Annotated in this window: 18 protein-coding genes and 1 pseudogene; 8 read left to right on the plus strand and 11 right to left on the minus strand. The window is 70.3% G+C overall.

Going from position 1 to position 15,305, the window contains the following annotated elements; genetic code table 11:
- The first annotated feature begins 7 nt into the window (after positions 1 to 7).
- Entirely contained in the window at positions 8 to 694 is a 687-nt protein-coding gene (locus tag QFZ26_RS17010) for an ArsR/SmtB family transcription factor (RefSeq protein WP_307044215.1), read from the plus strand.
- A gap of 8 nt (positions 695 to 702) precedes the next feature.
- Here the strand turns inward: QFZ26_RS17010 and QFZ26_RS17015 are convergent, their stop codons facing one another.
- Positions 703 to 1,347, minus strand: a complete 645-nt coding sequence (locus QFZ26_RS17015; protein WP_373460768.1) for a GTP pyrophosphokinase — start codon at positions 1,345 to 1,347, stop codon at positions 703 to 705.
- Between the two features lie 194 nt (positions 1,348 to 1,541).
- On the opposite strand from QFZ26_RS17015, the gene QFZ26_RS17020 reads away from it, so the two are divergent.
- Complete coding sequence (locus QFZ26_RS17020; RefSeq protein ID WP_307044217.1) at positions 1,542 to 2,375, plus strand: MBL fold metallo-hydrolase; 834 nt, start codon at positions 1,542 to 1,544, stop codon at positions 2,373 to 2,375.
- 65 nt (positions 2,376 to 2,440) lie between these two features.
- On the opposite strand, the gene QFZ26_RS17025 is transcribed toward QFZ26_RS17020, so the two are convergent.
- From QFZ26_RS17025 to QFZ26_RS17040, 4 genes are all read right to left on the minus strand, one after another.
- Positions 2,441 to 4,117 (minus strand): glycoside hydrolase family 127 protein, encoded by a 1,677-nt coding sequence (locus QFZ26_RS17025; protein WP_307044218.1) that lies wholly within the window; start codon positions 4,115 to 4,117, stop codon positions 2,441 to 2,443.
- A gap of 273 nt (positions 4,118 to 4,390) precedes the next feature.
- Positions 4,391 to 5,314, minus strand: coding sequence for a carbohydrate ABC transporter permease (locus tag QFZ26_RS17030; protein ID WP_307044220.1), 924 nt, complete (start codon positions 5,312 to 5,314; stop codon positions 4,391 to 4,393).
- Positions 5,314 to 6,237 carry a carbohydrate ABC transporter permease gene (locus QFZ26_RS17035; RefSeq protein ID WP_307044222.1) on the minus strand — a complete coding sequence of 308 codons (924 nt, stop codon included), beginning with the start codon at positions 6,235 to 6,237 and terminating at the stop codon, positions 5,314 to 5,316. The genes QFZ26_RS17030 and QFZ26_RS17035 overlap by 1 nt, the downstream gene beginning before the upstream one ends.
- A gap of 71 nt (positions 6,238 to 6,308) precedes the next feature.
- Entirely contained in the window at positions 6,309 to 7,604 is a 1,296-nt protein-coding gene (locus QFZ26_RS17040; RefSeq protein ID WP_307044224.1) for an ABC transporter substrate-binding protein, read from the minus strand.
- Positions 7,605 to 7,774: 170 nt separating this feature from the next.
- Here QFZ26_RS17040 and QFZ26_RS17045 point away from each other — a divergent pair, with 170 nt between their 5' ends.
- Entirely contained in the window at positions 7,775 to 8,806 is a 1,032-nt protein-coding gene (locus QFZ26_RS17045) for a LacI family DNA-binding transcriptional regulator (protein ID WP_307044226.1), read from the plus strand.
- Positions 8,807 to 8,837: 31 nt separating this feature from the next.
- Here QFZ26_RS17045 and pdxR read toward each other — a convergent pair whose 3' ends face one another.
- Positions 8,838 to 10,253: a MocR-like pyridoxine biosynthesis transcription factor PdxR gene (gene pdxR, locus QFZ26_RS17050; RefSeq protein ID WP_307044229.1), complete on the minus strand. Its 1,416-nt coding sequence runs from the start codon at positions 10,251 to 10,253 to the stop codon at positions 8,838 to 8,840.
- Positions 10,254 to 10,299: 46 nt separating this feature from the next.
- On the opposite strand from pdxR, the gene QFZ26_RS17055 reads away from it, so the two are divergent.
- Together QFZ26_RS17055 and QFZ26_RS17060 are read left to right on the plus strand one after the other, a co-directional pair.
- The gene (locus QFZ26_RS17055; RefSeq protein ID WP_307044230.1) at positions 10,300 to 10,791 is read left to right on the plus strand and encodes a carboxymuconolactone decarboxylase family protein; all 492 of its coding nucleotides are present in this window, start codon (positions 10,300 to 10,302) and stop codon (positions 10,789 to 10,791) included.
- Positions 10,792 to 10,873: 82 nt separating this feature from the next.
- A complete protein-coding gene (locus QFZ26_RS17060; RefSeq protein WP_307044233.1) occupies positions 10,874 to 11,497 on the plus strand; it encodes a flavodoxin family protein in 624 nt (207 codons plus the stop codon).
- Positions 11,498 to 11,504: 7 nt separating this feature from the next.
- Here the strand turns inward: QFZ26_RS17060 and QFZ26_RS17065 are convergent, their stop codons facing one another.
- Both QFZ26_RS17065 and QFZ26_RS17070 read right to left on the minus strand, forming a co-directional pair.
- Positions 11,505 to 11,891 (minus strand): DUF6098 family protein, encoded by a 387-nt coding sequence (locus tag QFZ26_RS17065; RefSeq protein WP_307044235.1) that lies wholly within the window; start codon positions 11,889 to 11,891, stop codon positions 11,505 to 11,507.
- A pseudogene (locus QFZ26_RS17070) lies at positions 11,833 to 11,958 on the minus strand (hypothetical protein); the annotation flags it as partial. The gene QFZ26_RS17065 and the pseudogene QFZ26_RS17070, both read right to left, overlap by 59 nt.
- Before the next feature lie 96 nt (positions 11,959 to 12,054).
- Here QFZ26_RS17070 and QFZ26_RS17075 point away from each other — a divergent pair.
- Positions 12,055 to 12,519, plus strand: coding sequence for a VOC family protein (locus QFZ26_RS17075; protein ID WP_307044237.1), 465 nt, complete (start codon positions 12,055 to 12,057; stop codon positions 12,517 to 12,519).
- Between the two features lie 10 nt (positions 12,520 to 12,529).
- On the opposite strand, the gene QFZ26_RS17080 is transcribed toward QFZ26_RS17075, so the two are convergent.
- Positions 12,530 to 12,940: a YchJ family protein gene (locus QFZ26_RS17080; RefSeq protein ID WP_307044239.1), complete on the minus strand. Its 411-nt coding sequence runs from the start codon at positions 12,938 to 12,940 to the stop codon at positions 12,530 to 12,532.
- Positions 12,941 to 13,093: 153 nt separating this feature from the next.
- Between QFZ26_RS17080 and QFZ26_RS17085 the strand changes: the two genes are divergently transcribed.
- Positions 13,094 to 13,936 (plus strand): hypothetical protein, encoded by an 843-nt coding sequence (locus tag QFZ26_RS17085; protein WP_307044241.1) that lies wholly within the window; start codon positions 13,094 to 13,096, stop codon positions 13,934 to 13,936.
- A 69-nt stretch (positions 13,937 to 14,005) separates the two neighbouring features.
- Positions 14,006 to 14,149 carry a hypothetical protein gene (locus QFZ26_RS17090; protein ID WP_307044243.1) on the plus strand — a complete coding sequence of 48 codons (144 nt, stop codon included), beginning with the start codon at positions 14,006 to 14,008 and terminating at the stop codon, positions 14,147 to 14,149.
- A 154-nt stretch (positions 14,150 to 14,303) separates the two neighbouring features.
- Here the strand turns inward: QFZ26_RS17090 and QFZ26_RS17095 are convergent, their stop codons facing one another.
- Entirely contained in the window at positions 14,304 to 14,993 is a 690-nt protein-coding gene (locus QFZ26_RS17095; protein WP_307044245.1) for an NAD(P)H-hydrate epimerase, read from the minus strand.
- Positions 14,993 to 15,286: a GNAT family N-acetyltransferase gene (locus QFZ26_RS17100; RefSeq protein WP_307044247.1), complete on the minus strand. Its 294-nt coding sequence runs from the start codon at positions 15,284 to 15,286 to the stop codon at positions 14,993 to 14,995. The genes QFZ26_RS17095 and QFZ26_RS17100 overlap by 1 nt, the downstream gene beginning before the upstream one ends.
- Positions 15,287 to 15,305 lie beyond the last annotated feature (19 nt).

Below are 15,305 nucleotides of genomic sequence, written 5' to 3' on the forward strand. Positions count from 1 at the left end.
GGGCGGTATGCACGGAGACGCCGACCTCGCAACACCCGCCAGGCTCATGGGGGAGCCGGCCCGCGCCGCGATGCTCGTCGCATTGCTCGACGGCCGCGAGCTTCCTGCGAGCGACCTCGCCACGATCGCGGGTGTGAAGCCCTCGACGGCGAGCGCGCACCTCGCTCAGCTCGTCGACGGCGGGCTCGTCACCGATCGCCGGTTCGGCCGCCATCGCTACTTCACCCTCGCGGGGCCCGAGGTCGCGAACGCGGTCGAGGCGCTGCAACTGCTCGCGCCGCGGCACGAGGTCACGTCATACGCCCAATCGGCGACGGCCGCCCGGTTGGCCGAGGCGAGGTCCTGTTACGACCATCTTGCGGGCCGGGTCTCGCTGCAGCTCGCCGACGCACTGGTCGCCGAGGGTTCGCTCGCACCGCTCGCGGCCGGTGAGCCCGGCCGCATCCTCGACACGAGCGGCGACCTCGCACGCCGCTTCGACCTCGAGGCCGCGCGGTCGGCGGATGCCGCGACGCGACGTCCGGCAGTGCGCGGATGCCTCGACTGGACCGAGCGGCGTCCGCACATCGCCGGCCGGCTGGGCGCCCAGCTGCTCGGCGCCCTGCTCGCGGAGGGCTGGATCGCGCGCGTTCCCGGCGAGCGCTCACTGCGCATCAGCGACGCCGGGCGGGCGGCGTTCGCCGCGCTCGCCTGACGGCGCAGCTAGACCGCGATGTCGCGTGACGCGTGCGGGATGCGCGGCGGGCCGTGCACCTCGCGGTGCAGGCGCTCCATGCGCGCGTCGAGCTCGGCGGCAGTGTGCGCGGCATCCGTCAGCCCGTCGAGGAGTTCCTGCGGAACATGACGGTCGTACTTGTAGTAGATCTTGTGCTCGAGGCTCGCCCAGAAGTCCATCGCGATGGTGCGGATCTGCACCTCTACGGAGACGGGGTGCGCACCGGTCGACAGGAACACCGGCACCTCGACGATGACGTGCAGGCTCTGGTAGCCGTTCGCCTTCGGCTCCTTGATGTAGTCCTTGACCTTCAGCACCCGGATGTCGCGCTGAGCCGTGAGCAGTTCGAAGATGCGATACGCATCGGAGACGAAACTGCAGGTCACCCGGACCCCGGCGATATCGGTGACGGTGTCGCGGATCGTGTCGAACGACGGCTCGATGCCCTTGCGGGCCATCTTCTCGATGACGCTGTCGAGGCTCTTGAGGCGGCTCGAGATGTGCTCGATCGGGTTGTAGTCGTGTGTGTGGCTGAACTCCTCACGCAGGATCGAGAGCTTCGTGATCACCTCGTCCATGCCGAACTTGTAGCGCAGCATGAAGCGCTCGGTCTCGTCACGGAGGGCGCGCATCTCGTCGAGCGTCTGCCCGTCGATCGTGTCGAGGGTGCGTTGCGCGCGGGCGGTGAGCATGCGCGGGGCCTCGCGGTGCCTGGTGGGTGGGGTTCCATCGAGCGGGGTCACGGATGTCACGGTACGGGCCGAAGCTCTGGATTCCCTTTGATTCGTCGAGGGTCGCCGCCAACACCGTCGCTAGGCTCGGGGCCATGGCTCACTGGCTCACCGTGGCCCCTGGCATCCACCAGCGGCGGTACGACCCGTTCGACATCTCGATCGTGGCGATCGAGGGCGACGACGGCCTGCTCGTCGTCGACACGCGCGTCGAGCCCGCCGAGGGCGAGGCGCTGCTCGCCGACCTGCGCGAGCGATTCGATCGTCCCGTGCGCTGGGTCGTCAACACGCACGCGCACTTCGACCACACCTTCGGCAACCAGGTGTTCGGTCCGGGCACGGCGACGGATGCCGCCATCTACGGCCACGCGAACATCGCCCGCCACTTCGACGACTTCGAGGCGCCGCGCCTTGCCGCGTGGCGCGCCGACCCGCGACGTGAGCCCGATCGGCACTGGGACGACGTACGCCTCACGCCGCCGACGCATCCACTCGACCGCGCGATCATCCTCGACCTCGGCGGCCGAGTGGTCGAGCTGCGTCCGCAACCGGAGGCGCACACCGACACCGACCTCGTGGTCTTCGCGCCGGCCCAACGGGTGTGGATCGTCGGCGATCTCGTCGAGGAGTCGGGGCCGGTCATGTACGGCTCCGGGAGCTTCCCGCTCGGCTGGCCCGACGTGCTCGACTCGCTCGTCGCCGAGATGCGCGACGGCGACCTCGTCGTGCCGGGGCACGGCCGCGTGGTCGACCGCGAGTTCGTCGCCCGGCAGGCGGGGGAGCTGCGCCTCATCGCCGACCGGTTCCGCGCCGCGCACGGCGAGGGGCTCACGACCGAGCAGGCGCTGGCTGCGCACGACGACTGGCCGATCCCGGTCGCCGGGCTCGCCGGGGCAGCCGAGCGGGCGTTCGCCCGGCTCGACGGCTGACTCCCGGCTCGGCTGACGCCCGGCTCGGCTGACGCCCGGCTCAGCCGGCCGCCGGCTCGCCGTCGCTACGTGGCCGGGATCCACACCCGCATCGTCGACGGCCCGCGCTCCGCCCATTCGTGGTACGGCACGAGCGCGACTTCATGACCGGATGTCCCGACCGGCGCCGTGCCGGTCTCGTCGCCGTAGGGCCACGGCCCGATCGCGGGGTGCCGCTCCCGCACGGTGACGAGGACGCGCCCATCGACCTCGCGCGGCGGCACCGACGCGTCGAGCACGATGTCGGCGACATCCGTCGCAGCGACGCCCGCCTCGACGAGATCGATCGACTCGAGCGCGAAGACCTCTGGGCCGCGTTCGACCACGAGGCAGCCGCGCACGGCGTCGATGCGCGGGTCGGGCGAGGTGAACCGCGGCGAGACCGGGAACTCGAGCTCCACGACGTCGCCCGCCGAGAAAGCGTGGGAGTAGGAGACCATGCCGGGCGCAACCTGCCACGTCTGCACGAGCTCCTCGCCGCTGATCCGCACCACGAGCTTCGCCGACGCCGCCCACGCGGGAACGCGGAGGGAGAGGGTCCACGGCTCCGCGGCATCCGTCAGCACCCGCACCCGCACCGAGCCTTCGGCCGGGTAGGAGGTTTCGACCTCGAGTGCGATCTCGCGGCCGTCGTCGAGCGTCGTGCGAATCGACGCGGGGGCGTATTGATGCAGTTGCACGCCGTCGGCGTCGGCCGTCGCCACGTAGGCCGCGAGGCTCGCGAACGTGCGCGCCACGTTCGGCGGGCAGCACGACACCTCGAACCACGGCGCGCGCAGCGATGACGACGCCCGCGGCGACACCTCGTCGGGATCCGCGACCTCGCCCGGCTGGCGCTGGTGCAGCGTGTTCGCGTAGTAGAACGCGGTGCCCTCGGCCGACGGCGACGTGGCGACGACGTTGAAGAGGGTGCGCTCGATGAGATCGGCGTACCGCGCATCGCCGTGCGCGAGCAGCATGCGCCAACTGAACATGACGGAAGCCACGCCCGCGCACGTCTCGGAGTAGGCGCGATCGGACGGGAGCTCGAAGTCGTCGCCGAACGCCTCGTCCTGATGGTGCGAGCCCTGCCCGCCCGTCACGTACGTGCGACGGGCGACGGTGTTCGTCCATTGCCGTTCGAGGGCGCCGAGGAGCCCCTCGTCGGCCGTCTCCACCGCGAGGTCGACGGCGCCGGCTGCGAGGTAGTTCGCCCGAACCGCGTGTCCGCGAAGCACGTCGGCATCGCGGACCCGGATGTCGTCCTGGAAGTACGAGCGACCCCATTCGACGTCCGCCAGCACGCCCGTGCCTCGCCGTTCGACGAACAGCTGCGCCTGCCGCAGGTACCGCTGCTCGCCCGTCGCACGGGCGAGCTCGACGAGACCGACCTCGATCTCGGCGTGACCGCACACCGACTCGATGCCGCCCTCGCCGAAGACGTCGCACACGAGGTCGGCGGCGCGGCGAGCGAGCGCGACGAGCCCGTCGTCGGCGTCGGGGCTGGTGCGCGCCCTGGCCACGGCGGCTTGGAAGAGATGCCCGAGGCAGTACAGCTCGTGTCCCCATTCGAGGTCCGACCACCGCGGGTCCTGGCCCGGCCGGCCGAACTTCGTGTTCAGGTAGCCGTCGGAATCCTGCGCGGCCGCGACCCGGGCGACGACGGCGCGGAACCGCGCCTCGAGTTCTTCGTCACCACCCCGACGGGCGATCTCCCATGCCACCGCCTCGAGGTACTTGTAGACCTCGGAGTCGGAGAACTCCCGCCCGCGGCGGCCTTCGGGGAGGCGACCGGATGCCGCGAGGTCGAAGTTCCCGAGCCAGCCCTCGCGCTCGAGCCAGCCGGCGATGTGTCCGAGCGTGGCCCGACCGTTGACGTCCTGGCGTTCGCCCCAAGAATCCGCCGCGGATGGCGACCTCGTCGAGTCCGAGCGGTCGCAGGCGCGAATGGGACGGCGCGACGGGCGCCGACGGTGTACGGGTGGTGACGGTCATGTTCATCCCTTGAAGGCGCCCGACATGAAGCCGCGCACGTAGTGTCGTTGAAGGATCAGGAAGAGCAGGATGCACGGCAGCGCGAGCACCACGACACCGGCTTCGGTGGCGCCGTAGTCGACGACGCCCTGCACCTGGCCCCTGAGGTTCGTGATCGCGAGCGGCAGCGTCATCCGGTTCGAGTCGTTGATCAGGATCAGCGGCGCGAAGAAGTCGTTCCACGCGGCGAGGAACGCGAAGAGGCCGACGGTGATCAGCCCCGGCTTGACCGCCGGGATCAGCACCCGCCACAGCGCGCCGAAGCTGGAGCATCCGTCGACCATGGCCGCCTCGTCGAGCTCACGTGGGATCGACTCGAACGAGATGCGCATCATGAAGGTCGAGAACGGCAGCTGGAACATCGTGAGCACGAGCGCGACCCCCACGAGGGAGTTCGAGAGGCCGACGATGTTCAGCAGCACGTAGAGCGGGATGAGCAGCGTCGCGTACGGCACCATCAGGATCGCGAGCGTCGCGAGGAACAGCACGTCCTTGCCCGGAAAGCGGAACCGCGCGAACGCGTACCCGCCGAGCAGCGACACCACGAGGGTGAGCAGCACCGTGAGCAGCGAGACGAAGAGCGAGTTGCCGATGTAGACCCAGATGCCCGCCTGGTAGTTCGCGAGGGTCGCGTAGTTGCCCATGCCCCAGCCGTCGACCTGGTTGGTGCCGGCCCTGGGCGAGACCGACGAGATCGCCGTCCAGATCAGCGGGTACAGGAAGATGAGGGCGAGTGCGCCGGTGAGCACCCATCCCGGAGTGCGCAGGGCGATGCCCGCGAACGAGGCCGGCGGATGCCGCCGCGCGACGCGATGCTCGCGAGCGCCCGTGGTCGCGGCATCCGTCACGATCGCCCGCGTCGTCGTGGGCTCGGTGTCGATGCTCATCAGTCCTCCACCTTGCGGCCGAATGCGCGGATCTGCGCGATGTTGATCACGACGAGGGCGAGCAGCACGATCACCGAGAGCGCCCCGGCGACGCCGAGGTTGTTCGGGCCCTGGAACGCCACGCTGTAGATGAGCTGCACGATCGTGATCGTGGAGTTGTCCGGGCCGCCCTTCGTGAGGATGTAGAACTGCTCGAACGCGAGCAGCGAACCCGTGATGCAGAGCACGGTCGTCAGTGCCAGGGTGGGCTTCAGCAGCGGCAGGGTCACGTCGCGGAACGTCTGCCAGCGCGACGCCCCGTCGATGCGGGCCGCCTCGTAGACGTCCTCGGAGATGCCCTGCAGTCCCACGAGCATCAGCAGCATGTAGAAGCCCGCGTAGCGCCACACGATCAGGAAGATCGTCGACCACAGCGCGCCGTCGGGCGTGCCGAGGAACGTGAATCCCCACGCCTCCATCAGCTCCGCGAAGGGGCCCGCGATCGGCGAGTAGATCACGTAGAAGAGGAGCGAGGCGGATGCCAGGCCGAGTGCGCTCGGGATGAGGAAGGAGGTGCGCAGCAGGCCCTTCCAGCGACTCGACTCCTGTACGAGCAGCGCGAGGCCGAGGCTCAGGGCGAGCAGGATGATCGTCGTCAGGATCGTGTACTTCAGCGTGAAGACCACGGAGTCCCAGAAGAAGCGGTTGGACACCGCGTCCTGGTAGTTCTCGGGGAAGTTCACGCCCTGGTTGCCGCTGAGCAGGGGCCAGTCCGAGGCCGACATCTGCAGCACGAGCAGCAGCGGCAGCACGAAGAGCAGCAGTACGAACAGGGTCGTGGGGGTGGCGTACAGCCAACCGGCGAGGGCGCCGCCCGTGCGGCGCCGGCGCGTTCGGCCGGGTGGAGCCGCGGGTGGTGCCGCGGTCGGGAGCGTGGCAGTCATGGTGGAGCCTTTCAGAGGGCGGGAGGCCGGCACCCGGCGGTCGAACCGAGTGCCGGCCGGTCTTCGTCCGATTACTGCGAGAGCACCGCGGTGATCTCGTCGTTGTCGGCGTCGACGGATGTCCCGTCACCCAGTACCGCGTTGCGCACGAGTGTGAGCCACGGGCTGTTCGGTGCGTTGAAGGCCTGCTGGAAGTTCAGCGCGACGGGGGTGTCGCCGGCTGCAGCGACCTCGTTGATCTCCACGAGGCGCGGATCCTGGTCGGAGAACTCGTTGTTCGCGAGGTCCGAGCGGGACACGACGTCCTTGTTCTGCGCGAGCACGCCGACCTGCGCGTCCTCCGACATCATCCAGTTCAGGAAGTTCCACGCCTGCGCGGCCTTGTCCGAGTCCTTCGAGATGCCGATGCCGTCGCCGCCGACGAACGTCGAGGCGCCGCCCTCGGGGCCGGGGATGCCGGCAACGCCGGCGTCGAACGGCGTCGACGAGAGCAGGGTGGCCGGATAGAACATGAGCCCGACCTTGCCCTCGGTGAAGCCCGCGGTCCACGTCGGACCCGCCTCATCCTGCGAGGAGGGGAGCACGGCACCCGAGTCCCAGAGGTCCTTCCAGGTCTCGTAGATCGATGTCGCGGTGTCGCTCGCCAGGAGCGACTCGGCGCCGTCGTCGGAGAGCACCTCTTCGCCGTCGGCCCACACGCTCGGGAACCACGTGAAGACGAGGCATCCGCCGCAGTTCAGTCCGGTGGCCGTGCCGTAGGTGTCGGGCTTGTTCAGGGCCTGGATCGCCTTCGCGGCATCGGCGAACTCCTGCAGGTTGGCCGGTGCGACCTCGGGGTCGAGGCCGGCCTCGGCGAAGAGCTCCTTGTTCCAGAACATCATCGAGAGGTCGAGCACGAAGGGCAGCACGTGCTCCTTGCCGTCGACGGTGCCCGCCGAGAGGTGACCCGCGTTGATCTCGTCCTTGAAGTCGAGGTCGTCGATCTGGGCGGAGATGTCCTGGAAGAGGCCCTGCTCCACCCAGTTCGGCACGTAGACGATGTCGGCGGCGAAGAGATCGGGGAGGCCGCCGGAGCCGGCTGCGGCGCCCACCTTCGCGACGTAGTCGTCGTTCGGCACGACGGTGAGTTCGACCTGGTTGTCGTGCGAGTCGTTGTACGCCTCGACGAGGAGCTTCGCCTGCTTCTCGAGCGGAGCGCGGGTCCAGAGTGTCAATGTCGAGCCGTCGTCGACGCCCTCGGGGCCGATGCTCTCAGGTGCTGCGCTGCCGCCGCCGTCGCCACCGGCGCAGGCCGACAGGCCGCCGATCACTGCGCCGGCGATGAGGACGCCGGCGATTCTTCGCATCCGGCGTGTGGTGATGCTCATGGTCTCTCCTCTGACTCGTCGTTGAGCGGGCTCGGGTGAACCCGGGTGCTGGGACACTCCGGCGCAGAAGCTCGAAAATACCGAAATGCTTTTCGGTACGTTACCCTTGGGATTCCGACGGCGTCAAGAGGCGGGTCCGGTAACGTTTGCGTCACAAGGAGGGGGTCGCGATGGCGCGGGTCGATGGTGGTGCGGGAAGCAGTCGGGCTGCGACGCTCAGCGATGTGGCGCGCCTCGCCGGCGTGTCGATCGCCACGGCGTCGAAAGCCATCAACGGTCGCGACGAAGTGGCTCCCGCGACTCGCAAGCGCGTGCTCGAGGCGGCCGAGCAGATCTCGTTCACCCCGAACCAGCTCGCCCGCAGCCTGCTCGCCGGTCGAACCGGCACGGTCGGGCTCCTCACGAGCGATCTCGAGGGTCGGTTCGTGATCCCGATCCTCATGGGTGCAGAAGACGCGTTCGGCGCGGGGCAGGTCAACGTGTTCCTCTGCGACGCCCGTGGCGACGCCATCCGCGAGCAGCATCACCTCAAGGCGCTGCTGAACCGCAGAGTCGATGGCATCATCGTGGTCGGCCGCCAGACCGATCCGCGGCCGTCGCTCGGACAGCATCTGCCGGTTCCCGTGGTCTACGCCTACGCACCCTCAGACGATCCCGCCGACCTCTCGATCACGCCCGACAACCGAGCCGGCGGCCGCCTCGCGGTCGAACACCTGATCTCCTGTGGTCGAAGCCGCATCGGGCACATCAGCGGCGACCCCGCCTACGCCGCCGCGCGCGACCGGCTCCTCGGAGTCCGCGACGGCCTCCAGGCCGCCGGACTCGAGCTCGTCGGCGACGCGATGTTCTCGATCTGGTCGGAGCACTGGGGGCGCGACGCCGCCGCGATGCTGCTCACCCAGCACGCCGACGTCGACGGCATCGTCTGCGGTTCCGACCAGATCGCCCGCGGCGTGCTCGACACCCTGCGCGACCTCGGTCGTCGGGTTCCCGAAGACGTCGCGGTCATCGGCTACGACAACTGGGAGATCCTCGCGACGAACTCACGACCAGAGCTCACGAGCATCGATGCGAACCTGCAGCAGCTCGGCCGCGTCGCCGCCAAGCGAGTGTTCACCGCGCTCGACGACGAGAAGCCGTCGGGCACCGAGTACCTGCCGGTTCGGCTCGTGATCCGGGGCTCGACGATCGCGCGCCGCTGACGCCGGCTGACGGCGCATCCGGCCCGCGCGATCACCGCGCAGCGCCGAGCGCCGAGCGCACCGCGATGATCGCCCCGTCGAGGGCGGCGTCGAAACGGTGCGGCGGCGGCGCGCCGTACCCGACGACCATGGCGGGGCCGCGGCGCGGACGTGAATCGCCGAGCCGGTAGGACTCCAGTCCGTGGAGCCGGACCCCGAGGCGATCGGCCACTGCTGACACCCGTTGCTCGTCGGTCGCCGGCGGCAGCTCGAGGAGGCAATGCAGCCCGGCTCGCATGCCGGTGACGCGGCATCCGTCGAGCTCGTCGGCGACCCGGGCTTCGAGCCGCGTCCGGCGTGCACGGTACTCCGCACGCAGCCGCCGCACGTTCCGGTCGTACGCGTGTGCTCCGATGAAGGCGTCGAGCGTCGCCTGGTTCACGAGGTCGGCGAGCCCACCGGTCGCGAGCACCTGCTCGTCGAGGTCGTCGATGAGGCGCTCGGGCACGACGGCCCAGGCGAGTCCGACGGCCGGCGCCAGGCTCTTCGACGCCGTTCCCGCGTAGACGACGTGCTCGGGGGCGAGGGCCTGCAGCGCACCGATTGCGCGCCGGTCGTAGCGGAACTCGCCGTCGTAGTCGTCTTCGATCACGAATGCGCCCGTGCGCTCGGCCCAGGCGACGACATCGAGACGCCGCGCCGGGGAAAGTGCCGCACCGGTCGGGAACTGGTGCGCCGGCGTCAACACCACCGCGTCGACGCTGAGCGCGTCGAGTTCCCGCACCGCTGCGCCGTCGGCATCGACCGCGACCGGAACCACGTCGAGTCCAGCGGCGCGAATGATACGGCGGTGCGCCTCGTGTCCGAACTCCTCGACTGCGATGCGGCGAGCGCCGCGGGCAGCGAGGGCTCGCACGGTCAACCCGAGCGCCGCGCCGAACCCGCGCGTCACGACGACGCGATCCGGCGTCGCCCACACGCCGCGCGTGCGAGCGAGGTACTCGGCGAGCGTGCTGCGGAGCGCTGGGGAGCCGCGCGGCGGTCCGTAGCCGAATGCCGGAGCCGGCGCGTCGAGTGCCGACCGGCGAGCGGCCGCTGCCCAGTCGCGGCGAGGGAACGACGAGGCGTCGGGGATGCCTCCCCGCAGGTCGAGGCTCGCCGGCTCGGACACGCGCGGCAGCTCGCGCGCCGACCGGATGCGGCCACCGCGGTCACCCACCCATGTCCCTGCGCCGACGCGCGCCTCGAGCCAGCCCTCCGCAGTCAGCCGGGCGTACACCTCCGCGACGAGGTTGCGGGCGATCCCGAGATCGGCGGCGAGGGTGCGGCTCGCCGGAAGTCGAGTGCCGCTCGCGAGGCGGCCGTCGCGGACGGCGCTGCGGAGCGCAGTTTCGAGGGAGTCGGACTTGCGCTGCGCGTCGACCTCGAGGTGCAGGTCCAGACCGAGAATGGCCCATTCATCCGACATGAGAATGGACTGTAGCAGAGGGCCGATCGCGTCGTACCGTCGACTCATGACCATCACCGATGCCCTCGTCGACATCCCCGTCCGCCTCGACTTCGACGCGATCGTGCCCCGCTTCGCACGCGCTGTCGCCTCACTCGACCACGCGGCGACCGCCGAACTCGATCGAGTCGGCATCGACGCGCAGCTCCGCGAGCTGGTGCCGCTGCGTGCCTCCCAGCTCAACGGCTGCGTCTACTGCGTCGACCTGCACTCGAAGGACGCCCGAGCGGCAGGAGTGACCGAGCAGAAACTCCACGCCGTGGTGGTGTGGCAGGACTCGGGCTTGTTCACCGCCGCCGAACGCGCCGTCCTGCGCCTCACCGAATCCGTCACCCGGCTGTCCGAGACGCATGTGCCCGAAGACGACCTCGCGGCTGTGCTCGGGATCTTCGGCGAAGAGCGCACGGCGGCGCTCGTCTCGCTGATCGTGACCATCAACGTGTGGGATGCCATCGGGGTGACGACCCGCTGCTGGCCGGTGGCACGCGACGGCGCCTGAGCTGTGTCAACCCCTTCAGGACAGCCGCCCGTCCCGATACCAAGGGGATGGGGCGCGAGTGCCGCGCCCGGAGGGGACCGCGATGCGCGCCACCGAACAACGAGTGCTCATCCTGAACTGCACGCTGAAGCACGCGCCAGAGGAGTCCAGCTGCCAGCTGCTCGCCGAACAACTGCTCGAGGGATTCACCGCGCAGGGCGCTGCCGGCGACATCGTGCGAGTGGTCGACCTCGACATCGCGCCCGGTGTCAAGGCCGACATGGGCGCGGGAGACGCCTGGCCGGCCTTGCGGTCCCGCATCCTGGGCGCCGGCATCCTCGTGATCTGCACGCCCACCTGGCTCGGCCACATGTCGAGCGTCGCCCAGCGCGTGCTGGAGCGTCTCGACGCCGAGCTCGGCACGACCGACGATGAAGGGCGGCCGATTCTCTTCGGCCACGTCGCCGCGACGGCCGTGCTCGGCAACGAAGACGGCGCGCACAAGATCACCGCCGACCTGCACCAGGCGCTGAACGACGTCGGCTTCACGATGCCGGCGCAGGGCGGCACGTACTGGAACGGCGCCGCGATGGAGAAGACCGACTACAAGGATCTCGACGAGACGCCCGAGCCGGTGAAGCAGGCGAACGCCACCCTCGTCGCCAACGCCGTGCACCTCGCGCGGGTGCTCGCGGAGCAGCCGTACCCTGCCGCCGCGGCGGGGTAGGCGCGCCTCAGTCCTCCGGGCCCTCCGGCCCGAGGCCGGCCGCGAAGTTGGCCTCGTAGCGACGCTCGGCCTCGTCGAGCAGCCCGGCCGAGAGCCGCGCGATCGGCTCGACGTCCCGAAGCAATGGCTCGTCGTCGGGGCCCCGCGCGACGATGCGTCCGCGCAGCACCCAGGCGATGCGGTCGGGATTGCGTTCGCGAAGGTGCTTGTACTGGCACAGCTGCCGGGCGAGCCAGTCGCCGAGCGGCCGGGTCCACCACGGCTGCGGGTCGAGCGGGTTCGCCGAGAGTCCCGGGAAGGACGAGGCCGCTCTCGACGTCGATGCTCTGTTCGTCGAAGTCGTGCTCGACGCCCTCGGAATAGCGCACGTGCAGGCCCCGCTGCGCTCGAACACGGCTCTCGAGTTCGTCGAGGCGCCCGAGCTCCGGCAGTGCGCGCGTCCGCGGCGACTCGGTATCCATGGGGGGATGCTAGACGTCGCTACGGCGGCTGCGGCATGGCTTGACATGCGGTCGCCCGGTGCTGCACAGCGGGCGCGAATCTGAGATCATCCGAGCATGACGGATGCCTCGTTGCCCCCAGTCCTGCAACTGCGAGTGGTCGTCGAAGCCGCCGACTACGACGCCGCGGTCGAGTTCTACCGCGATCGACTCGGCATGCCCGAGCTCATCGCATACGCCGAGGGCGGCGACGACCGGGTCGCGATCCTCGATGCCGGCCGGGCGACGCTCGAGATCGCGAGCCCCGGGCACAAGCGCGTGATCGACGAGCTCGAGGCCGACGGCAAGCCGAGTCCGCACATCCGGCTCGCGTTCGAGGTGGTCGACGCCGACGGCACGACCCGGCGTCTTGCCGAAGCGGGGGCGCTCGTCGTGGCGGAGCCGGTGATCACCCCTTGGCGGTCGCTCAACTCACGCCTCGATGCCCCGGCCGGGCTCCAGATCACGGTCTTCGAGGAGCTCGAGGACTCCGAGGAGCGCGCGATGCGCGAGGGCTTCGGCACGGACGCCGAACGCGACTGAGCGCGATCGTTCAGAGCTCGCCGTCGAGATAGAACCAGCGACGTCCCTCGCGCGTGAACCTGCTCGTCTCGTGCAGCTCGCCCCGCTCCGCGCCGGCGCGGAAGTAGGCGCGGAACTCGACCGTCCCCGCCGTGTCGAGCGGCCCGCCCCGTTCTGTGCGGAGCACATCGAGGCGGTACCAGCGCACGGCGGGGTCCAGCTCGAGTGACGCGGGCCGGGTCGACGGATGCCACGTGGCGTTGACGTAGTCGGACGCCCCGATGGCGTACGCCGTGAATCGCGACCGCATGAGCTGCACGGCCGTGGGGGCATCCCGTGCACCGGTGACGAGGGGTTCGCAGCACTCGCCGAACACGGAACCGCTGAGGCAGGGGCAGCGCGTAGCGGACTCGGGCATCAGGGCGGCATCGGCTCGGGGCATCCTCCCAGTATCGCGTCGCGCAGGCGTGCGTCTCATGAGTTGCACAGCAAGAACTGAGGTTTTGTTCAGTCTGCCCGGGCAGAGTGGCTGACTTGTGCCCGGCTCGAGGGGCATCCCCTGACCAGAAACCCGATCCCGAGCAGTTCTGAACCTATGCACAACACCGCTTCCCCCACGCCCGAATCCGCCCTCGACCCCCAGACCGCGCAACTCGACTCGCGCCGCGGTCTGCGCCGGCGCCGCCTCGGCCGGCGACGGCTCCTGGTCGCCGGCGCCATCGCCGCGGCGGGTCTCGTCGTCGGCACCGGCTTCACCGTGCAGTCGGCGATCGCCACGCAGGCCAGCATCGACGCGACGGCGGCCCTGAACCAGACCAGCGGGGTCCGCCACGAGCAGCTGGGCGCATACAGCGCGATCGCTGCAGCACGCACGCTCGACACCGCCGCCGACACGCTCACGGTCGCGAACGAGACCCTCGCCGCCGTCGGCACCAAGGTCGACGCCTCGGGGCTCGCGGCATCCGTCGCGTCGCTCGGCGACTACGAGACGCTGCCGATCGACTCCGTGATCGACCTCACGGAGCAGACGCGCACCGAGGTCGCGAAGACCGCGGCTGCGGCAGCCGAGTTCGACCGGGTGCAGGCAGCGCAGGCGCAGGCAGCCGCCGAGGCGCTCGCCCGGGCGAACACCCCCGACGGCGCGCGCGCCACCGCCCGTGACCTCGCCGCGTCCAGATACGGCTGGACCGAATCGCAGTTCCAGTGCCTGGACAAGCTCTGGCAGAAGGAGTCGGGCTGGTCGTACACGGCCTACAACGCCTCGAGCGGCGCGACCGGCATCCCGCAATCCCTGCCGGGCAGCAAGATGGCGACCGCCGGCGCCGACTGGCAGACCAACGCCGCCACCCAGATCGCCTGGGGCCTGGACTACATCCAGCGCGGATATGGAACGCCGTGCAGCGCCTGGTCGCACTCGCAGTCGATGAACTGGTACTGACCCCTCAGGGAACTCGCGTAGGGTTGCCCGCACGGGGCCGTCCGGGCCTCCGATCAAAGGGCGTCATCCATGTCAGACAAGTCGCCGAAGAAGTCGTCGTCCAAGACGGCCGCCAGCAAGACCCTCAAAGAGAAGCGCGCCGACAAGAAGGCCAAGGTCGAAGGCCGCAGCGCGAACGACGCCGTCAGCGAAGCCACGCACCGCAAGCGCTGAACCCGCGCCTCGAGACCGCCGTGGCGAGGGTTCACCCGCGCCGCCATGCGGTCGACCGGTGAGGCGGATGCCGCGAAACGCGCTTCGGCGCGGCTCGCGGACTCCGCCCGACCGGGGAGCGGCCACGATGAGCGGCGAGGCCGGTTGAGCCCGGTCAGCTCCGCTCCGCGACCGGTGTGACGCGGGCGAGCTCCGGTCCGAGACCGAGATCGACGACACGCAGTTCACCGACGTAGTCGGCGCCGGGCTCGATGAGGAGTCCCGCCTTCGCCGCACCGAACGTGACCGTGATGTCGGCGCGCAGCACCACCCGGTCGGGCACCGACCCGTCGTCGGGATGGATGCCGCTCGGCAGGTCGACCGCGACGACGACCGGACGCTTCCGTTCGGCGAGCACGGGCAGCAGCCCGGCGACGCTCTCCCGGGCGCTGCCGCGAAGGGCGGGGTCCGCACTTGTACCGGTGCCGAGGATCCCGTCGACGAGTACCGAGGCCTCGGATGCCGCCGCAGCGAGGTCCTCGGGCAGTGCCGTCTCCCACACGAGAGCGCCCGCCGCGATCGCAGCCGCGCGGGCGGCCTCGTGCAGCCGCGCGCCCGTCGGCACCACGTCGACGCGGATGCCATGCACCGCGAGTTCTGCGGCGGCGAACATGGCATCGCCGCCGTTGTCACCCGTGCCGGCGAGCACGAGCACCGAGGCATCCGTCGACGCAGCCCGCGCTGCGAGCACCTCACGCACGACGTCGGCGAGTCCGGACGCCGCCATCAGCATCAACGGCTCGCCACGCGCGAGGTGCGGGGCCTCAGCGGCCCGCACCTGTGCCGCCGTGTAGCCGGCGACCATCAGGTCATCCGCTCATCGAGGAGCTGCCGACGGTCGGGGTGGCGGTCGAACCATTCGCCCACGTACCAGCAGCTCGGGACGATGCGCCGCGTCGAGGTCGCCTCGACGTCGTCGACGGCGTAGGCGACGAGCTCGCCCGCCAGGCCGCTGCCGCGGTACGGGGGGTTGGTGAAGGCACGCGTGAAGGCGACTGAATCGCCGAGCAGCCGGTAATCGAGCACGCTCGCGGTGTCGCCGTCGACGCGGAGCACGTAGCGGCGTGCGTCGGGTTCGTGGCTGAGTTCCTTGTGCACGTTCCTCAGGCTACGCCGC

Source organism: Agromyces ramosus (assembly GCF_030817175.1).
Classification (GTDB): domain Bacteria; phylum Actinomycetota; class Actinomycetes; order Actinomycetales; family Microbacteriaceae; genus Agromyces; species Agromyces ramosus_A.